This is a genomic window from Enterobacter cloacae complex sp. IR5418 (assembly GCF_049238105.1).
Classification (GTDB): domain Bacteria; phylum Pseudomonadota; class Gammaproteobacteria; order Enterobacterales; family Enterobacteriaceae; genus Enterobacter; species Enterobacter hormaechei.
The window spans coordinates 67,797-84,209 of the sequence record NZ_JBMKHS010000016.1 but is presented as its reverse complement, the minus strand read 5'-3'; the positions used below and the strand labels follow the sequence as shown (position 1 = coordinate 84,209).

Annotated in this window: 20 protein-coding genes and 3 tRNA genes; 8 read left to right on the top strand and 15 right to left on the bottom strand. The window is 50.3% G+C overall.

Going from position 1 to position 16,413, the window contains the following annotated elements:
* Nucleotides 1-131 precede the first annotated feature (131 nt).
* The 6 genes from ACOTX7_RS14030 (at nt 132) to ACOTX7_RS14005 (ending at nt 3,979) form a co-directional block, all read left to right on the top strand.
* Nucleotides 132-491 (top strand): hypothetical protein, encoded by a 360-nt coding sequence (locus tag ACOTX7_RS14030; RefSeq protein ID WP_226868919.1) that lies wholly within the window; start codon nt 132-134, stop codon nt 489-491.
* Nucleotides 491-1,525: a chromosome partitioning protein ParB gene (locus tag ACOTX7_RS14025; protein ID WP_048208448.1), complete on the top strand. Its 1,035-nt coding sequence runs from the start codon at nt 491-493 to the stop codon at nt 1,523-1,525. The genes ACOTX7_RS14030 and ACOTX7_RS14025 overlap by 1 nt, the downstream gene beginning before the upstream one ends.
* Nucleotides 1,512-1,724, top strand: coding sequence for a hypothetical protein (locus ACOTX7_RS14020; RefSeq protein ID WP_048208446.1), 213 nt, complete (start codon nt 1,512-1,514; stop codon nt 1,722-1,724). Before ACOTX7_RS14025 ends, ACOTX7_RS14020 begins: the two co-directional genes overlap by 14 nt.
* 143 nt (nt 1,725-1,867) lie before the next feature.
* Nucleotides 1,868-2,701, top strand: coding sequence for a hypothetical protein (locus ACOTX7_RS14015; protein WP_058652863.1), 834 nt, complete (start codon nt 1,868-1,870; stop codon nt 2,699-2,701).
* Between the two features lie 40 nt (nt 2,702-2,741).
* Complete coding sequence (locus tag ACOTX7_RS14010; protein WP_072207491.1) at nt 2,742-2,969, top strand: DUF4224 domain-containing protein; 228 nt, start codon at nt 2,742-2,744, stop codon at nt 2,967-2,969.
* The gene (locus ACOTX7_RS14005) at nt 2,969-3,979 is read left to right on the top strand and encodes a tyrosine-type recombinase/integrase (protein ID WP_048208443.1); all 1,011 of its coding nucleotides are present in this window, start codon (nt 2,969-2,971) and stop codon (nt 3,977-3,979) included. The genes ACOTX7_RS14010 and ACOTX7_RS14005 overlap by 1 nt, the downstream gene beginning before the upstream one ends.
* A 139-nt stretch (nt 3,980-4,118) precedes the next feature.
* On the opposite strand, the gene ACOTX7_RS14000 is transcribed toward ACOTX7_RS14005, so the two are convergent.
* The 7 genes from ACOTX7_RS14000 to uvrY all read right to left on the bottom strand — a co-directional run bounded on the left by ACOTX7_RS14000 (nt 4,119) and on the right by uvrY (nt 8,392).
* Nucleotides 4,119-4,562 carry a hypothetical protein gene (locus ACOTX7_RS14000; RefSeq protein WP_032634721.1) on the bottom strand — a complete coding sequence of 148 codons (444 nt, stop codon included), beginning with the start codon at nt 4,560-4,562 and terminating at the stop codon, nt 4,119-4,121.
* Nucleotides 4,563-4,840: 278 nt separating this feature from the next.
* Nucleotides 4,841-4,927 (bottom strand) — tRNA-Leu (locus ACOTX7_RS13995).
* An 11-nt stretch (nt 4,928-4,938) separates the two neighbouring features.
* Nucleotides 4,939-5,012 (bottom strand) — tRNA-Cys (locus tag ACOTX7_RS13990).
* A gap of 51 nt (nt 5,013-5,063) precedes the next feature.
* Nucleotides 5,064-5,139 (bottom strand) — tRNA-Gly (locus tag ACOTX7_RS13985).
* Nucleotides 5,140-5,301: 162 nt separating this feature from the next.
* Nucleotides 5,302-5,850, bottom strand: coding sequence for a CDP-diacylglycerol--glycerol-3-phosphate 3-phosphatidyltransferase (gene pgsA, locus ACOTX7_RS13980; RefSeq protein WP_003859652.1), 549 nt, complete (start codon nt 5,848-5,850; stop codon nt 5,302-5,304).
* Nucleotides 5,851-5,906: 56 nt separating this feature from the next.
* The gene (uvrC, locus tag ACOTX7_RS13975; protein WP_125357768.1) at nt 5,907-7,739 is read right to left on the bottom strand and encodes an excinuclease ABC subunit UvrC; all 1,833 of its coding nucleotides are present in this window, start codon (nt 7,737-7,739) and stop codon (nt 5,907-5,909) included.
* Nucleotides 7,736-8,392, bottom strand: coding sequence for a UvrY/SirA/GacA family response regulator transcription factor (gene uvrY, locus ACOTX7_RS13970; protein WP_006811135.1), 657 nt, complete (start codon nt 8,390-8,392; stop codon nt 7,736-7,738). Before uvrY ends, uvrC begins: the two co-directional genes overlap by 4 nt.
* A 398-nt stretch (nt 8,393-8,790) precedes the next feature.
* Between uvrY and ACOTX7_RS13965 the strand changes: the two genes are divergently transcribed.
* Both ACOTX7_RS13965 and ACOTX7_RS13960 read left to right on the top strand, forming a co-directional pair.
* Nucleotides 8,791-8,871: a hypothetical protein gene (locus ACOTX7_RS13965; protein ID WP_418235935.1), complete on the top strand. Its 81-nt coding sequence runs from the start codon at nt 8,791-8,793 to the stop codon at nt 8,869-8,871.
* Entirely contained in the window at nt 8,858-9,082 is a 225-nt protein-coding gene (locus ACOTX7_RS13960) for a DUF2594 family protein (protein WP_003859644.1), read from the top strand. The genes ACOTX7_RS13965 and ACOTX7_RS13960 overlap by 14 nt, the downstream gene beginning before the upstream one ends.
* Before the next feature lie 65 nt (nt 9,083-9,147).
* Here the strand turns inward: ACOTX7_RS13960 and sdiA are convergent, their stop codons facing one another.
* From sdiA to ACOTX7_RS13920, 8 genes are all read right to left on the bottom strand, one after another.
* Nucleotides 9,148-9,870, bottom strand: coding sequence for a transcriptional regulator SdiA (gene sdiA, locus ACOTX7_RS13955; protein WP_221256165.1), 723 nt, complete (start codon nt 9,868-9,870; stop codon nt 9,148-9,150).
* A 223-nt stretch (nt 9,871-10,093) separates the two neighbouring features.
* Complete coding sequence (gene tcyN / locus ACOTX7_RS13950; protein WP_205923640.1) at nt 10,094-10,846, bottom strand: L-cystine ABC transporter ATP-binding protein TcyN; 753 nt, start codon at nt 10,844-10,846, stop codon at nt 10,094-10,096.
* A complete protein-coding gene (gene tcyL / locus ACOTX7_RS13945) occupies nt 10,843-11,511 on the bottom strand; it encodes a cystine ABC transporter permease (RefSeq protein WP_003859632.1) in 669 nt (222 codons plus the stop codon). Before tcyL ends, tcyN begins: the two co-directional genes overlap by 4 nt.
* A gap of 21 nt (nt 11,512-11,532) precedes the next feature.
* Entirely contained in the window at nt 11,533-12,519 is a 987-nt protein-coding gene (gene dcyD, locus ACOTX7_RS13940) for a D-cysteine desulfhydrase (RefSeq protein ID WP_205923639.1), read from the bottom strand.
* Between the two features lie 103 nt (nt 12,520-12,622).
* Nucleotides 12,623-13,423 (bottom strand): cystine ABC transporter substrate-binding protein, encoded by an 801-nt coding sequence (gene tcyJ, locus ACOTX7_RS13935; protein WP_006811141.1) that lies wholly within the window; start codon nt 13,421-13,423, stop codon nt 12,623-12,625.
* Between the two features lie 86 nt (nt 13,424-13,509).
* Nucleotides 13,510-14,061 (bottom strand): flagella biosynthesis regulatory protein FliZ, encoded by a 552-nt coding sequence (fliZ, locus tag ACOTX7_RS13930; protein ID WP_205923638.1) that lies wholly within the window; start codon nt 14,059-14,061, stop codon nt 13,510-13,512.
* Nucleotides 14,062-14,115: 54 nt separating this feature from the next.
* Nucleotides 14,116-14,835 carry an RNA polymerase sigma factor FliA gene (locus tag ACOTX7_RS13925; protein ID WP_221256166.1) on the bottom strand — a complete coding sequence of 240 codons (720 nt, stop codon included), beginning with the start codon at nt 14,833-14,835 and terminating at the stop codon, nt 14,116-14,118.
* A 163-nt stretch (nt 14,836-14,998) separates the two neighbouring features.
* The gene (locus ACOTX7_RS13920; RefSeq protein ID WP_221812937.1) at nt 14,999-16,324 is read right to left on the bottom strand and encodes a FliC/FljB family flagellin; all 1,326 of its coding nucleotides are present in this window, start codon (nt 16,322-16,324) and stop codon (nt 14,999-15,001) included.
* Between the last annotated feature and the right edge of the window lie 89 nt (nt 16,325-16,413).

Here is a 16,413-nt window from a genome sequence, read left to right as displayed (position 1 = left end):
GTTTCACTAAGTGCTCTGGTTGGGTGCTTATTAAAACGAAACCCCATTATTTTTTGTCGCCAGTCGGCGAGGGATTCGTGCAACCAAAATTCAGCGCTGTGCAGAGCGCGTATAACACGGAGAAACTATCCATGACGAACACACAGAACGTCACCGAGTTACAACCACGCATGACCCGGGAGCAGCTGATCGACGCAGCGGGTAAGGCCGCCCCTCTCCTTCCGCCAGCTTATCGCGGAATTATGACCGAACTGGCTAACCGCCTGGACTATACAAGCGTAGCGCTTTGCGAAGCGATGGCGCAGCGTAAAGAACTGGCTCTTCAGAACGCTACTCTGCGTGAAGATGTCGCAAGCTGGGCCAAAGAGTGTGACCGCATTGTTGAACGCTACACGAAGACCAGAACCAATATGCATTTACTGGAAGCCCAGCGAGAATTGCGTGAGCTGTCACCCATCGTCATTTCCCAAAATAACGAGGTGGCTCTCTGATGGCTAACTCATTCAAGCAAATGACACGTGACGGGACCATCAAGCGCACCGACACCGGGATGTTTATCAGCCTTGATCAAATCCATGTGCGGGAAGGTTTCAACAAACGCGAAGATGATGAACGTACCCGCCAGGCAGATGATGACCTCTTCAACTACCTGATGAACGGTGGCTCCGTTCCCCCGCTGGAGGTTATCGCCCGTGATGAAGGTGGAGTGTGGGTTGTTGAAGGCCACCGTCGTCGTCGCTGCTATGCGCGTTGTGCAGAAGCTGGTAAGCCAGTAGACCGCATCCACATCATGCCGTTCAACGGTAACGATGTTCAGCGCCTGGCCCGCATCATGACCAGTAATAACCAGCTTCCGCTATCCGATATGGAACAGGCAGCTGTTATTCAGGAGCTACATAACGCCTTTAACCAGACCACCAGCGAGATAGCAAAGCTGGTGAATAAGTCTGTGGCCACCGTCGAAAAGCTGCTGCTCCTCAGCACGGCGAACCATGACGTTCAGCAGGAGGTTAAATCCGGTGCTGTTTCAGTCGATGTCGCGGTTGATCGCGTTATGGAGTATGGCGAACAGGCCGGGAAAGTACTCCAACACGATAAAGCTGTAGCGGCTGCACAGGGGAAAACGAAAGTTACCCGTAGCTCTATCGCGCCAGTGCTGAGCGTAAAGAACGCGCGCCGTTTCGTTGAGCTGATGGCTCAGGCCACGATCAGTGATGAAGGTGTCTTCACTCTTGAAGGCACTGCCCTAGCCGAGGCGCTGTCGATTATTGACGAACATAAAGCCATTGCTGAAGCACGTGAACTCTATCGCTTGTCACAACCAGTACCGACAACAGAAATTCGCGGACGATCTCTGTATGTGATGCTCGATGGTAAGGAAATTGGTCGGGCCTCACTGTATCGCGGTAAAACCGTTTGGCTGGACATGGATGACAAAACCATTGTCGCCAGCCAGTCAAAGGCTGTGGCCCACTTCGTTAAGCAACACAAATTGCAGCAGGAGCAAAATCATGACAGTCAATAAACCAATGACCGGTGAACAGCTGGATGAACTGATGACTATTGCTGTCAACATGCAACGAGATAGTGAAAAAGTGAGTGACCGCCCTGCTGCTATGTTCGCTTATGCAGTGCAGGTAGCTGTTTTGGAACTGCGTAATCTCCGTACTAACGTGGCGGCGCAGGTTGCGGATACTACGTCGCTTAAACACGCACAAGCCTAAATCAAGAACATTAATGGTTTATGAATAAATCAATCGGTTACTTACAACGTAATCCAATCGAAAAAAAATAGTAGATAAACTTCGTGAGGTAGATCGTTTATAGTGTTGCCCCCTAGCAAACACAATTTTGGGAGTGAAAAGATATGAACCAGAACCCCTTTTCAATATATGATTTTCTTGGCTACCTGATACCAGGAGGATTGTTTTTATATCTTCTATATTTTTGCGGGATCACTCTGGATTGGGATGTAATCATCCAACTAAAGAAAACTGCAATCGCACAGGAATCTTCTCTCAGTTTGTTGGGATATTCTTCAATTGTTATACTTGCATATATCATTGGCCATGCAATAGCAATATGCTCTGCTTTTCTAGTTGAAAAGTATATGAATGATACATTACAGTACCCTTCTATCTATCTTTTTTGGGAGTTAAATAATGATTTCAAAGACGAAGTCAAAAAAGATTACGGCAGAACAACTAAGTATCTAATAATTAAGACGATATTACTACCAGTATTTATTCTTGATAGAATTACTTTTTATAAACTGTACTCCCGAGAGCTTACAAAGGAGTTAGCTTCGCCGCTATGGAGCATGCTGGAAAAGTCTTATAAGAAGATTTTTTCAGTAGATTTATCTCAACTTAAAAATGGTTATGCCTTACAAGGTGATCTTTTTAGATTAGCCTACCATTACTCATATGAACACTCCTCCAACCATCAGCCTAAAATACAGAATTATGTAGCATTATATGGATTTTGCAGGAACGTGTGCTTGGTATTTTTATTGTTCTTTTGGGTAGCTTTCGTCAGACTTGTAATTAATACCCTAACAGACGAAATGTTTGGATTTAACATATTATCAACTTTATCTATGCTACTGATGACATATGTTTTCTATTGTGGGTTCGTAAAATTCTACAGAAGATTCACCTTAGAAGTATTCATGGCATTCAGCGTTTTAAAAACTGATTGATATTTTGCCGGGTGCAGCCGGTTAAGTGGAGAGCTATACGATGAGCGGACAAAGCCAACGTTTTCTTACCCCTGATGACCTCTATCAACTTACTGGTTATCGCCGCCCTTCCCTTCAGTGCAGAGCGCTGAAAGAAAGCGGTGTATTTTTTGTACCACGTAAAGATGGCAGGCCGGGAACTACATGGGATCATGTAACTAATCCAGCTGGCCTGAAGCAGGTAGACAACAATCCAGAGGAAGAAGAACCAAACTTTAAGGACATGTAATGCCTAGAATCCGCAAAAACCCGGAAGATAACTGGATGCCGCCCCGCGTTCGCCGGGGCAAATCAGCCTATGAGTTCAGAACGCCAGACGGCAGAACTGTGAGATTGTGCAATCGCGATCTTACTAAGTCTCAGGTCTGGGCTGCCTATGAAAACTTCATCAACGATATCAGGGCAGGTTCCAACTTTCACGCACTTTGTGAAGAGTTCTTTAACTCGGGCGACTTTCATGAACTGGCCACCGAAACCAGAAAGGACTACAGAAAATATGGTTCAAAAGTAAATGTTGTTTTCGGGAAGATGAAGCCAGACAACATTAAGCCTGAGCATATCAGGAAGTATATGGATAAGAGAGGTGTTAAAAGCAGGGTTCAGGCGAACCGAGAGAAAGCGTTTATGTCGAGGGTGTTCAGGTGGGCATATGAGCGTGGCAAGGTGAAGATGAATCCATGCCATGGTGTGAAGCAATTTAAGGAGCAGGCGCGCACACGGTACGTCACGGACAAAGAATATGATGCTCTATTCAGCGTTTCGTCATTACCAGTGAAGATTGCCATGGAGTTGGCGTATTTATGCTGCGCACGTCAAGGTGACATTCTTGATCTTAAAAAGAGTCAGATACTTGATGAAGGCATTTTAATTCAGCAAAGCAAGACGGCAGTGAGTCAGATTAAGGCCTGGACAGCACGCCTATCGAAAGCGATTACCTTGGCCGATTCCCTTCCGTTAAATAGTGGCATGGTAAGTCTGTACGTTATCCACCAGCAGTCAGGGTCTCGTTACACACGAGATGCATTTAATGCGCAGTGGATGAAAGCTAAAAAGTTAGCTGCTGAAAAATTTTCTGAGCTTGAGTTTAACTTCACGTTCCATGATCTGAAAGCTAAAGGGATATCCGATCTGAAAGGAACACTTCACGAGAAGCAGGAAATTTCAGGGCATAAAAATGCATCACAAACGGCGAGATATAACCGAAAAATTTCTGTAGTACCGGTGGTCGGGGGGCAGTAATGCCCTCCTCAAATACACATAAGAACCAAGACTCTTCAGATAATCATTCTCATTCTAATAATCAGATCCAGTTATCATCTTCAAAATCGAGGAAGGGTGCTCTTACTTGTATTTTTCAAACTTGAAGACGCGAAACATCTTATAAACCAGGATCAGCTACATCGTCGATGAACTGTCGAGCTTTGTCATTAAAGCCTACCGCAGAAAAAACAATTGTTAAGCTACCGTCACGGATGGTGACTGTTTGACGGCGCATGAATTCACCAATTAGGTGATTTATTCCTGCTTGTGTATAAGCGTACCAATACATTCCCATAGATGGGTCGCAGTTCTGCCACCAACGCAATTTAGTTCCATTAACATACATGCTTGACGAACTGCCAGAAGCTTTACATTCGATACCGTTACGAGGCAACAGGTAGGCATTCACATCACCTTTCATAGACTTTGAAAGAAGCATATACCAATAGCCATCATCTGACATGACTGTTGGTTCACCACGTTTATTGATGTACCAGCCTTCAGCATGGACTGGATTGAGAATACAACAAAGGAACAAAACTACTGAAGTAAAGGCACGCATTTAAAATTCTCCTTAAATTTTATGCTTAGAGAGATATTTTACTTGTATGAATATCGAGTTCGGCTTCTCGTTAAATTACACGTATACCATCATAGAGCAAGAACGAATAACCTGAAGTAAAATTTAACTTGTACTTAGGTACTTCACCGTAAAAAAATTCTCGAATGGCGAAACGTAATGGCGAAAGAATGGTGAATGGCGAAAATTAGGCAATAAAAAACCACCTTTCGGTGGTTTATACGACACTGCTTATCATTGATTTTATTCTAGTTTTCCCATGGTAGCCGGAGTGGGACTTGAACCCACACAGCGCGAACGCCGAGGGATTTTAAATCCCTTGTGTCTACCGATTCCACCATCCGGCCAGGGAAGAAAGTGGAGGCGCGTTCCGGAGTCGAACCGGACTAGACGGATTTGCAATCCGCTACATAACCGCTTTGCTAACGCGCCTTAAATCTGTTGTCTTTCGACTTACACCCGCAAACTGCCGATGCTTTAATCTGGAGCGGGAAACGAGACTCGAACTCGCGACCCCGACCTTGGCAAGGTCGTGCTCTACCAACTGAGCTATTCCCGCATCTTATCAAGTAACTATTTAACTACTTCTAACCACTTGATTTCATTATCGTCCGGCTAACTGTGCCGCCGTTCGATGCGTTGCATTCTACTGATATGACGTTATGAGTCAACGTTATTTTTTGCATCTCAGGATCGTTTGCTGAAAATTAAGCCGAAACGATCACTGTTCAAGCAAATCACCGCGTGCAGCGTTCAAATATTGCAGCATTGACCACAGCGTCAGCACCGCCGCAACCCACAGCAGACCAATGCCAGCCCACTCTACCCAGGCATTTGGACGCCACAGCATCCACACCAGCGCCGCCATCTGTGCCGTGGTTTTGACTTTACCGATCCAGGACACCGCCACGCTGCTGCGTTTACCCAGCTCCGCCATCCACTCGCGCAGGGCAGAGATAATGATTTCACGGCCAATCATGGTCGCGGCTGGCAGCGTCACCCACCAGGTATGATAATGTTCCGCCACCAGCACCATCGCGATTGCCACCATCACCTTATCCGCAACCGGATCGAGGAACGCGCCAAAGCGGGTACTCTGGTTCCAGCGACGCGCCAGATAACCGTCAAACCAGTCCGTAACGGCAGCGATCAGAAAAATGAGCGCACAGGCAAAAGGTGCCCAGACGACCGGCAGGTAAAATGCCAGGACGAAGAACGGAATGAGCACAACGCGAAAGAGAGTGAGCAACGTAGGGATATTAAATCGCATGATGACGGTAACTGTCTGTTGTCAGTAAAATTTAGCTCTATGTTGCTACAGAGCCCTCAATGTTTCAACGAGTAGTAGATCTTTTCTGCCAGCCCTTGCGAAATACCCGGCACTTTTGCAATTTCCTCCATGCTGGCATTGAGTAATCCTTGCAATCCGCCCATATACTTCAACAGCATCTGGCGACGTTTTGGACCGACGCCTTCAATCGTCTCAAGGGTACTGGTATTTTTCACTTTCGCCCGTTTTTTGCGGTGCCCGCTGATGGCGTGATCGTGCGACTCATCGCGGATATGCTGGATCACATGCAGCGCCGGGGAGTCCGGCGGCAGGCTAAAGCCCTCGCCTTCCGGCTCAAAGAACAGCGTTTCCAGGCCAGCCTTACGATCCGCCCCTTTCGCTACCCCTAACAGCAGCGGATGGTGTTTATCCCACTCCACATCAAGCGATTCAAATACCGCCTTCGCCTGCCCCAACTGCCCTTTCCCGCCGTCGATGAGAATAACGTCCGGAATTTTGCTCTCTTCAATCGCCTTACCATAGCGACGACGCAGTACCTGGTTCATGGCGGCATAATCGTCACCCGGCGTAATGCCGGTGATGTTGTAACGACGATACTCTGCCCGCAGCGGGCCATTGGCATCAAAGACCACACACGACGCCACGGTCTGCTCACCCATCGTATGGCTGATGTCGAAGCATTCCATGCGTTTCACTTCCGGCAGCTTGAGCAGTGTCGCAAGCGCGGTTAAACGCTGGCTGACGGTCGACTGCTGGGACAGTTTGGTGGTCAGCGCCGTGGCGGCATTGGTTCGCGCCAGCTTCAGATAACGCGCGCGATCTCCACGCGGTTTCGTCTGGACGTTCACCCGGCGGCCTGCCAGCTCCGAAAGCGACTCCGCCAGCAGGGTTTTATCGTCGAGCGTGAAGTCGAGCAGGATCTCGGATGGCAGCGTACGCATCTGGCTCCCCTGCAAATAAAACTGGCCGACAAACGTCTCCACCACTTCGCCCAGTTCGGTGCCGCCCGGCACTTTCGGGAAGTAGCTGCGGCTGCCGAGCACTTTGCCCTGACGAATAAACAGCACGTGAACACAGGCCAGACCAGCGTCAAAGGCTACGCCGATAACATCAAGGTCGTCGCCCGTATTGGAAACAAACTGCTTCTCGGTCACCCTGCGCACGGCCTGAATTTGGTCGCGGATGCGTGCGGCCTCTTCAAATTCCAGCGCCGCGCTGGCTTTTTCCATACGGGCGATCAGTTGCGTCAGCACCTGATCGTCTTTCCCGGCTAAAAACAGGCGGACATATTCCACCTGCTGCGCGTACTCCTCTTCGCTCACCAGCCCTTCAACGCACGGCCCCAGGCAGCGGCCAATCTGGTATTGCAGGCACGGCCGGGAGCGGTTGCGATAAACGCTGTTTTCGCACTGGCGAACAGGGAAGATTTTTTGCAAAAGCGCGAGGGTTTCCCGCACGGCATAACCGTTCGGGAAGGGGCCGAAATATTCACCTTTCGCATGCTTAGCGCCACGATGCATCGCCAGACGCGGGTGCGTGTCGCCGCTCAGAAAGATAAACGGATAGGACTTATCATCGCGCAGCAGAACGTTGTAGCGCGGCTGATACAACTTTATGTAGTTGTGCTCAAGCAGCAGCGCTTCCGTTTCCGTGTGCGTTACGGTGACATCAATGTTATGTATGAGTGCGACCAGCGCTTCGGTTTTACGGGAGGCAAGGTTGCTGCGGAAATAGCTGGAAAGGCGTTTTTTCAGATCTTTTGCCTTACCGACATAGATAACCGTACCGCCAGCATCGTACATACGATAGACGCCTGGCTGGCTGGTGACGGTTTTCAGAAATGCTTTTGAATCGAACGCTTCACTCACTGACTTATTAACGACTCCGCATTGCACAAACCATGGCGAATGGCCAGGTGAGTCAACTCGACATCACCGTGTATGTTCAGTTTACTGAACATTCGATAGCGATAGCTGTTGACCGTTTTCGGGCTGAGATTCAGCTGCTCTGAAATCTCATTCACCTTCTGACCTTTAGTGATCATCAGCATAATCTGCAATTCGCGCTCAGACAAACTGGCAAACGGAGATTCCGTTTTTTCCGGTTCAATCTGACTCAGGGCCATCTGTTGAGCAATATCAGAAGCGATGTAACGCTGCCCGGCGAAAACGGTGCGGATCGCATTGACGACTTCCTGCGGCGCGGCGCCTTTACTGAGATACCCGGCAGCACCCGCCTGCATAACTCTGGCTGGCAGCGGATTTTCGGTATGGACGGTCAGCATGATGACTTTGGTATCAACGAACATGCGCGCAATTTTGCGCGTGGCTTCAAGCCCGCCAATACCGGGCATGTTCATATCCATCAGCACCACGTCTGCGGAGTTAGCGCGACACCATTTGACGGCATCTTCGCCACAGCACGCCTCGCCGGCAACTTTAATACCCTTTATATCTTCAAGAATGCGTCGTATCCCTGCGCGCACCAGTTCGTGGTCATCAACAAGAAGGACGTTGATCAAAGGAAATGTCTCCAGAATAGGGATAACGCTACTGACTGCTAATTGGGTTTATATTAACGGTTTTCCAGGCAAGATTAAAACGCTAAAAAACCCGCTATTCGATTCTGGTCTCGTTTTTGGAAATTAGGCTGTACAGCAAGTGGAAAGAAAACCCTTGTACGCTGCGATTTTACCGCTATTTTTTAGCATCGACATTCAAAAATTTACCAAAACAGTTGTTAACTCAATCGAAAAAGAGCGAGCGATTTTTTGTAACAACAATTAACGAATAGCGAACCGGCGATAAACATTTAATTGCCGCTAACATATTGGACAGATTACCTTCATAATCCGCCCCCGCCAATAATCAATACGCGGAAAAGTATAAAAAACAACCACTGCATTTTTTGCCATAGCTTGTGGTATACTCCGCCGCCTTAACTTTCATCGTCGCGCTCATGCGCTGTTTTATAATGAGGAAAATAAATGAGCACACCTGAATTTGCCACTGCCGAGAATAACCAGGAACTGGCACAGGAAGTAAACTGCCTGAAGTCGCTGCTGACGCTTATGCTACAAGCGATGGGCCAGGCTGATGCTGGTCGTGTGATCATTAAAATGGAAAAACAGATCGCGCAGATGGAAGACCAGGCGGAGTCCGCTGTTTTTGCCAATACGGTTAAGCAAATTAAACAAGCCTACCGCCAGTAACAAAAAACGGCTGGATGCAGAGCATTCAGCCGTTTTCTCGTCTGACACGCAGAACGTGATATCAGTCAGATAAGTCCCGTCGCTGCGGCATAACACGCTATCTGGATCTTATTCGGTGCGTTGAATTTCTTCTGCATATTCTTCTGGTGGAAGTTCACGGTATTTTCCGAGATCGAGAGAATGATGGCGATTTCTGCCGACGTCTTCCCTTCTGCGGTCCACTTCAGAATTTCCCGCTCACGCTTGCTGAATTTCATTTCAGGCGGCATCACCGTCTCATGTTCAAAGCACAACAGTGTGGTGAGCGCCATCTGGACCAGCATTTGCAAACGCAGCTCTACTTCTTCACTGGATATGGCGTTTGCCTGCAAGCTGTTACGTGATACCGAGAGGAAACCGAGCGCATGATTTGGCAACATCAGACACTGCGTTATTCCTTTGCGTAAACCGTGGTCCCGCGCGCCATCCCATAATTGCTGGGCATCCGCGAATAATTCATCCGTCCAGGGCAAATGTCCTTGAATGAAATTCTCCGGCTTGAGTACCGGGTCGATGGCGAAATAATTCTCGGACTGATATTGCGCCATCCATTGTTGCGGATAACTGGAATGGACGGACGTTCGCGGGCGGGTAAATGGCACAGGGTGTCGAACACAAAGCGCATAATAATCGAATTCAAGCGCCTGCGTTTGTCGCTGAAGTTCCTGATATACCTCTTCGGCACAGGTCATTTCCTGAAACCGGAGGAAGCATTCCCGTCGCCAGGTGAAAAAGTCTATATCCCTCATACTTACTGAATGAAGCCTCTGATAAAGATAATCATTATTATGGTGAATATAACCTAACACATAAAGCATGATTATTTATATAAAATATCGGCCACAGACAGATTATCTTTAATTTGGCGATGGCTTATCCACACCGGGCGGAATAAAAAAGCAACAGACTGGCGTTAAAGGGAGGATAATTTGCTCCAGACGCGGCATCTGGAGCAAATTGAGCGCAAAAATGCTACTGCATTAAGAATTTTTCAAGGAACTGACGGGTTCGGGGCTGCTGCGGATTGGCAAACAGCGCTTTAGCTGGCCCCTGCTCGACTATTCGCCCCTGATCCATGAAAATAGCCCGATCGGCAACATCGCGCGCGAAGCTCATCTCATGCGTCACAATCACCATCGTGCGTTTCTCCTGCGCCAGCTGGCGGATAGTGTTCAGCACTTCCCCGACCAGCTCAGGATCGAGCGCGGATGTGGGTTCGTCAAACAGGATCACATCCGGGCGCATCGCCAGCGCGCGCGCAATGGCGACACGCTGCTGTTGCCCGCCCGATAAGCGACGCGGATAGCTCGTCTCCTTCCCGGCCAGGCCAACCTTCGCCAGCAGCTCGCGGGCGCGGGCCGTCGCGTCTTCCTTAGCTTCACCCTTGACGATGACCGGGCCTTCAATAATGTTTTCCAGCACCGTGCGGTGCGGAAAAAGATTAAAGCTCTGGAACACGAAGCCGACATGCTGACGCAGGCGGCGAATCAGCCCTTTTTGCTGATTAATGGATTTCCCGGTATCAATGGTGATATCGCCCACGCGGATCGTCCCGCCTTCGGGCTGCTCCAGTAAATTAATGCTGCGCAACAGCGTGGTTTTGCCTGACCCGCTCGGGCCGATAATGGCCACCACTTCACCCTGCTCAACCTCAAGGTCAATGCCATGCAGCACCGTTTGCCCGTGGAATTTTTTCACCAGGTTTTTGACGTCAATTGCACTCATTTGGGATCACGCTCCTGGCGGTTAAGCTGGTTTTCAAAATAGTTTTGCAGAGCGGACAGTACCGTCGCCATCACCCAGTAAATCAGCGAGGCCGCCAGATACATGGTAAACACTTCCAGCGTGCGCGAGGTGATCAGCTGCGCCTGACGGAACAGCTCCGGCACCTGAATGGTCGCCGCAAGCGAAGTGTCTTTTACCAGGCTGATAAAGCTGTTGCTCAGTGGTGGCAGCGCCACGCGCGCCGCCTGGGGCAGGATCGCCCGGCGCAGCGTCTGCCACGGGGTCATCCCGATACTGGCCGCCGCTTCCCACTGCCCTTTATCAATGGACGAGATTGCCGCACGCAGCGTTTCCGAGGTGTACGCCGCCGTATTCAGCGACAGACCTATCATCGCCGCCGGGATCGGATCCAGTTCGATACCGAACTGGGGCAGCCCGTAGTAAATCATAAACAGCTGGGCGATAAGCGGCGTTCCGCGGAACACGGAGATGTAAAACCGCGCCAGCCACCGCACCGGCCAGATGTTCGACATGCGCATCAGTGCCAGCACAAACCCGAGCACCAGCCCGAAGAACATCCCGCCGATACTGAGCTGTAAAGTAAACACCGCGCCCTTTAGCAAGAACGGCAGCGAATCAATAACCAGTTGAATACTTTCTTGCATTATTATTTTTCTACCTGATTTTTAGACATGAGGATGATAGGCAAACAGCGCAGGCGCCCCGCCAGTATGAACAAACAAAATAGGTCCTTCATCCTTAAAGCGCTTGCGGGCAATGCCATCGATCAGGCCCGCCATTGCCTTGCCGGTGTAGACCGGGTCGAGCAGAATACCTTCGAGACGGGCCAGTAGCTTAACGGCCTCCATCCCTTCATCATTCGGGGTGCCATAGCCTGGTGCGAAATAGTCATCCCACAGCAGTATTTCCGCTTTCGCCTGAAGCGCAAGCTGTTCAGCCACCGCCTGTTGCAGCGTAACGACTTTCGGCTTCTGGTCTGCAACGCTTCTGGAAACCGTCACGCCAATCAGCTCTGCGTCCGGCATTAACTGCTCAAGCCCGACCGCTAAACCGGCATGGGTACCCGCACTGCCGGACGCCACCACCACTGAGGATAAACTCACCGCGCCTTCGCACTGCTGAGCGATTTCCAGCGCGCTCTCAACATAGCCGAGGGCACCCAGCGCATTCGAGCCGCCAACCGGGATCACGTACGGACGAAAACCCTGCGCTTCCAGACGCGTCGCCAGCTCGTCAAGCTGTGCAGCCGGGTCGGTCAACGCGTCGACCATTTCAACCTGCACGTTGAACAGATCCAGCAGCAAACGGTTACCGTTATTCAGGTAATTCTCTGCCTGCGTCCCGATCGGGTTCTCCAGCAGGGCTACGCAGTGGAGTCCCAGCTTCGCCGCCACGGCCGCCGTCTGGCGAACGTGGTTAGACTGAATTGCCCCGGCGGTGATCAGCGTGTCCGCCCCTTCACGCAGGGCATCGGCGGCGAGAAATTCCAGCTTGCGCAGCTTATTTCCGCCCATCGCCATGGGTGTCACATCGTCACGCTTAATGAAAATATCGCGCCCCAGATAGTCAGAAAATCGCGGCAGATACTCCAGCGGCGTGGGTGCGCCGATAAATTCCAGTCGAGGAAAGCGCGTTAAATTCTGTAGTGACATGGTTCCTCCGGTCACGCAAACAATTGTTATTTCATTATGCACGCAGACGCGCGAGAAATAAAAAAGGCGCTTTTAAAAGCGCCTTTTTTTGTCAGTCAGAGACTTATTTCGTCACGTCTGCGCCGAACCACTTCTCAGAGAGCGCCTTCAGGCTGCCGTCTTTCTGCATCTCAGCAATGGCGCCGTCGATGGCTTTCAGCAGATCCTCGTTGCCTTTGCGCACCGCCACGCCGGACGCCTGACGGGAGAACGCATCACCCGCAACAGCCAGGGTATTGTTGGTTTTCTTCACCAGATCCAGCGCTGCCAGGCGGTCGACCAGAATGGCGTCGATACGGCCTACGCGCAGGTCCTGATATTTGGTCGGGTCATCATCGTAAGTACGGATGTCCACGCCCTGCACGTTCTGACGCAGCCACTCTTCGTAGTTAGTCCCGAGACCCACGCCGACTTTCTTCCCTTTCAGGTCTGCGGCGGATTTGATGCTGCCTTCGTTACCTTTCTTCACCAGCGCCTGGATACCGGACACGGTGTACGGCGTGGAGAAGTCATACTTCTTCTTACGCTCGTCAGAAATGGTCACCTGGTTAATCACCACGTCAATACGTTTGGAATCCAGTGACGCCAGCATCCCGTCCCATTTGGTCGGTTTCAGAGAGGCTTTTACACCGAGATGCTTAGCCAGCTCTTGCGCAAACTCCACTTCAAAACCGGTCAATTTACCGTCGTCGCCCTGGAAGCTGAACGGAGGATAGGTGCCTTCCAGCCCAACCAGCAGCGTGCCGCGCTCTTTGACTTTGTTGAGCAGATTCTCTGCCGCGAACGTTTTCACGCTCATCCCCGCGACCAGCGCAACGGCCATCATCCCCATCAGCGCCTGACGACCCAGAAGTGCTAATTTCATAAGTACTCCGATACAGTGGAATTTTTGAGTAGTGTAGAGAAATCGCCTGCAACGTCAAAGGCGGCTGCGCTACATCTTATTCTTTTTTAATATATATCAGAAGTTGTTCCGGCGTGGACTTTCTGCTTTATGACACCCGGCATCTGGACTTTATATTGCGCATACTTTCGCAGCGCGATGCGGTAATTGTTAGTACTGGTGGCGGGCAGCCAGGGCTCCAGATTTTCATCCAGGTATCCGGTTGTCAGCAGATCGCGGGAGATATTTTGCACGGTCAAATGCTGACCCAGGCGGCGCAGGCGAACCACGTATTCACGCACGGTGCCGTGACTCATCTCCGTTTGTTCAAACAGGAATTGCTTGAAGCCGATAATATCGAAGAAGTCGCTTTGCTCTTTGCAATGGAGATCGCCACAGAAACGGCAAAGCGCTACCCACTCTTTTTGCTCTTCACGCCAGGCGGCTTCATCCATCAGCGTGTCGAGGCGGGAAATCGCAATCTTATTCACGATTTCACCGCGACGAACCAGCGTGATGCGGTCGAGTAATTTTTTACAGTGGGCGCAATGCGTCTGGCTGTGTTTAAAGTCTTTCAGGTAGCGGCTTAAAGGCCGTCTTTTAGATTGCTGCACCGTCATGATAACTCCTGGTTGTCAATACGTTGTGCGGCATTTCCAAGGCGAATCAATCACCTATAACTTACCCAGTTTTGTGCGCAGGCGTTTAATGGCCTGGCTGTGCAGCTGGCTCACCCGTGACTCACCCACCTCCAGCACGGCACCAATCTCTTTGAGATTGAGCTCTTCCTGGTAATAGAGGGTTAACACCAGTTGCTCACGTTCCGGTAAAGCTTCAATCGCTTCCATCACGCGCTGGCGTAAATTCCCTTCCAGTAAGTGGTGTAACGGGTTTTCTTGCTGATGTTCATCCGTCACCAGCTCGATGCTATCGCCATGCTCTTCGCGCCACTCATCATAAGAGAAGAGTTGGCTGTTATTGGTATCGAGCAACATCTGACGATACTCTTCAACAGGAATGCCCAGACGCTCCGCCACTTCGGTTTCCGTCGCGTTGCGCCCCAGTTCCTGTTCCAGCTGCCCCATCGCATGCGCCACTTCGCGCGCGTTGCGGCGAACGCTGCGCGGCACCCAGTCGCGGCTGCGCAGCTCGTCCAGCATCGCACCACGAATACGCTGCACTGCGTAAGTCGTAAATGCCGTTCCTTGCAGAGCGTCGTATCGGTCAACTGCATTCAATAACCCGATACCGCCCGCCTGTAGCAGATCGTCCAGTTCCACGCTCGCCGGCAAACGCACCTGGAGGCGCAATGCTTCGTGACGCACCAGCGGAACATAACGCTGCCACAGCGAGTGTTTATCCATTACACCTTCAGCGTTATAGAGTGAATTCACGATAAACAGCCCTGCGTTAGTTGAGTTATCGGCATGATTATCCGATTCTGGAGGGGTTTTAATCGGGTGAATAGTGGGTGAAATGAGGGGTTATTTGGGGGGTTACGTATGTACGCGGACAGAAAAAACCCCGCCGAAGCGGGGTTTGAGCGTAATCAGGCGATTAGCCTTGCAGCAGAGACAGAACCTGCTGAGGAACCTGGTTAGCTTTGGACAGCACGGAGTTACCGGCCTGCTGGATGATCTGCGCTTTAGACATGTTGGACACTTCGGTCGCATAGTCGGCGTCCTGGATACGGGACTGCGCTTCAGACAGGTTGGTGGTGGTGTTGTTCAGGTTGGTTACCGCAGAGCTCAGACGGTTCTGTACTGCACCCAGAGAAGAACGGAATTTGTCTACGGACGCGATAGCTTTGTCCAGCAGAGCCAGTGGATCTGCAGTAGATGCGCCAGCAAACTGAGCAGACGCACCTGTGTTACCATCCAACACCAGAGTAGTGGTGGACTGAGTGGTATCCGTAGCTGCAGTACCGGTACTGTCTGCACCAGCCATTTTGTTTGCTAATGGGTCAATATCTGCAGTACCGCCAGTACCAGCGGCTGAGATATAGTTTTTACCATTAACATTTACATACGCAACGCTATTACCATTAGCATCTGCACCAACTTTAACCAGTTGTCCTGCCTGGCTTGCAGTAGCAGTAATGCCGTTAGCTGCGTCAGTGTATTCAACAGTTGTAGTGTTCAACGCAACTACACCGTCTTTACCTACTGATGCAGAGTAGTAATCGCTTCCTGACTGAACTACATAATTCGAACTACCATTAATATTGTGCAGTGTCAGTCCATCAGTCGATGACAGCTTCAGTGAAGTCGCAACAGCAGAAAGATTGATATCTTTCATTCCACCACTGCCGTCACCAACTTGGGTCAGTGCTTCACCTACGTTAAGTGAATTTTTGGATACGGCGAAACCATTCAGACCCAGAGTAGATGAATCAATCTGTTGCAGGTCGATGGAGATGGTCTGACCGTCGTTTGCGCCAACCTGAATCTTCATGGAGCCGTCTTTCGCCAGCACGTTCACGCCGTTGAACTGAGTCTGACCAGATACACGGTCGATTTCATCCAGACGGGATTTGATTTCGTCCTGGATTGAAGACAGGTCAGAATCAGAGTTAGTACCGGTAGTTGCCTGAACGGTCAGTTCACGAACACGCTGAAGGTTGTTGTTGATTTCAGACAGTGCGCCTTCAGTGGTCTGCGCCAGAGAGATACCGTCGTTAGCGTTACGTGCAGCCTGAGTCAGACCTTTGATGTTAGAGGTGAAGCGGTTAGCGATAGCCTGGCCCGCAGCGTCATCTTTCGCGCTGTTGATACGCAGACCAGAAGACAGACGCTCGATAGAAGAAGACAGAGCGGACTGGTTCTTGTTGATGTTGTTCTGAGTGATCAGCGAGAGGCTGTTGGTATTAATGACTTGTGCCATGATTTCGATTCCTGTTGTTCATCAAATCTGTTTGGTTAGATTTGGGTTTCCACCCTTCGGCTTCATCGCCGTCAAAGGTGTTATCGTCT

Coding starts and splice junctions, on each gene's coding strand:
- sdiA (WP_221256165.1), bottom strand. CDS start 9,870: ATGAGGGATATAGACTTTTTCACCTGGCGACGGGAATGCTTCCTCCGG.
- dcyD (WP_205923639.1), bottom strand. CDS start 12,519: ATGTCACTACAGAATTTAACGCGCTTTCCTCGACTGGAATTTATCGGC.
- tcyJ (WP_006811141.1), bottom strand. CDS start 13,423: ATGAAATTAGCACTTCTGGGTCGTCAGGCGCTGATGGGGATGATGGCC.
- pgsA (WP_003859652.1), bottom strand. CDS start 5,850: ATGCGATTTAATATCCCTACGTTGCTCACTCTCTTTCGCGTTGTGCTC.
- ACOTX7_RS14005 (WP_048208443.1), top strand. CDS start 2,969: ATGCCTAGAATCCGCAAAAACCCGGAAGATAACTGGATGCCGCCCCGC.
- ACOTX7_RS14010 (WP_072207491.1), top strand. CDS start 2,742: ATGAGCGGACAAAGCCAACGTTTTCTTACCCCTGATGACCTCTATCAA.
- ACOTX7_RS14030 (WP_226868919.1), top strand. CDS start 132: ATGACGAACACACAGAACGTCACCGAGTTACAACCACGCATGACCCGG.
- ACOTX7_RS14020 (WP_048208446.1), top strand. CDS start 1,512: ATGACAGTCAATAAACCAATGACCGGTGAACAGCTGGATGAACTGATG.
- tcyN (WP_205923640.1), bottom strand. CDS start 10,846: ATGAGTGCAATTGACGTCAAAAACCTGGTGAAAAAATTCCACGGGCAA.
- ACOTX7_RS14000 (WP_032634721.1), bottom strand. CDS start 4,562: ATGCGTGCCTTTACTTCAGTAGTTTTGTTCCTTTGTTGTATTCTCAAT.
- ACOTX7_RS13960 (WP_003859644.1), top strand. CDS start 8,858: ATGAGCACACCTGAATTTGCCACTGCCGAGAATAACCAGGAACTGGCA.
- ACOTX7_RS14025 (WP_048208448.1), top strand. CDS start 491: ATGGCTAACTCATTCAAGCAAATGACACGTGACGGGACCATCAAGCGC.
- ACOTX7_RS13920 (WP_221812937.1), bottom strand. CDS start 16,324: ATGGCACAAGTCATTAATACCAACAGCCTCTCGCTGATCACTCAGAAC.
- fliZ (WP_205923638.1), bottom strand. CDS start 14,061: ATGACGGTGCAGCAATCTAAAAGACGGCCTTTAAGCCGCTACCTGAAA.
- tcyL (WP_003859632.1), bottom strand. CDS start 11,511: ATGCAAGAAAGTATTCAACTGGTTATTGATTCGCTGCCGTTCTTGCTA.
- ACOTX7_RS14015 (WP_058652863.1), top strand. CDS start 1,868: ATGAACCAGAACCCCTTTTCAATATATGATTTTCTTGGCTACCTGATA.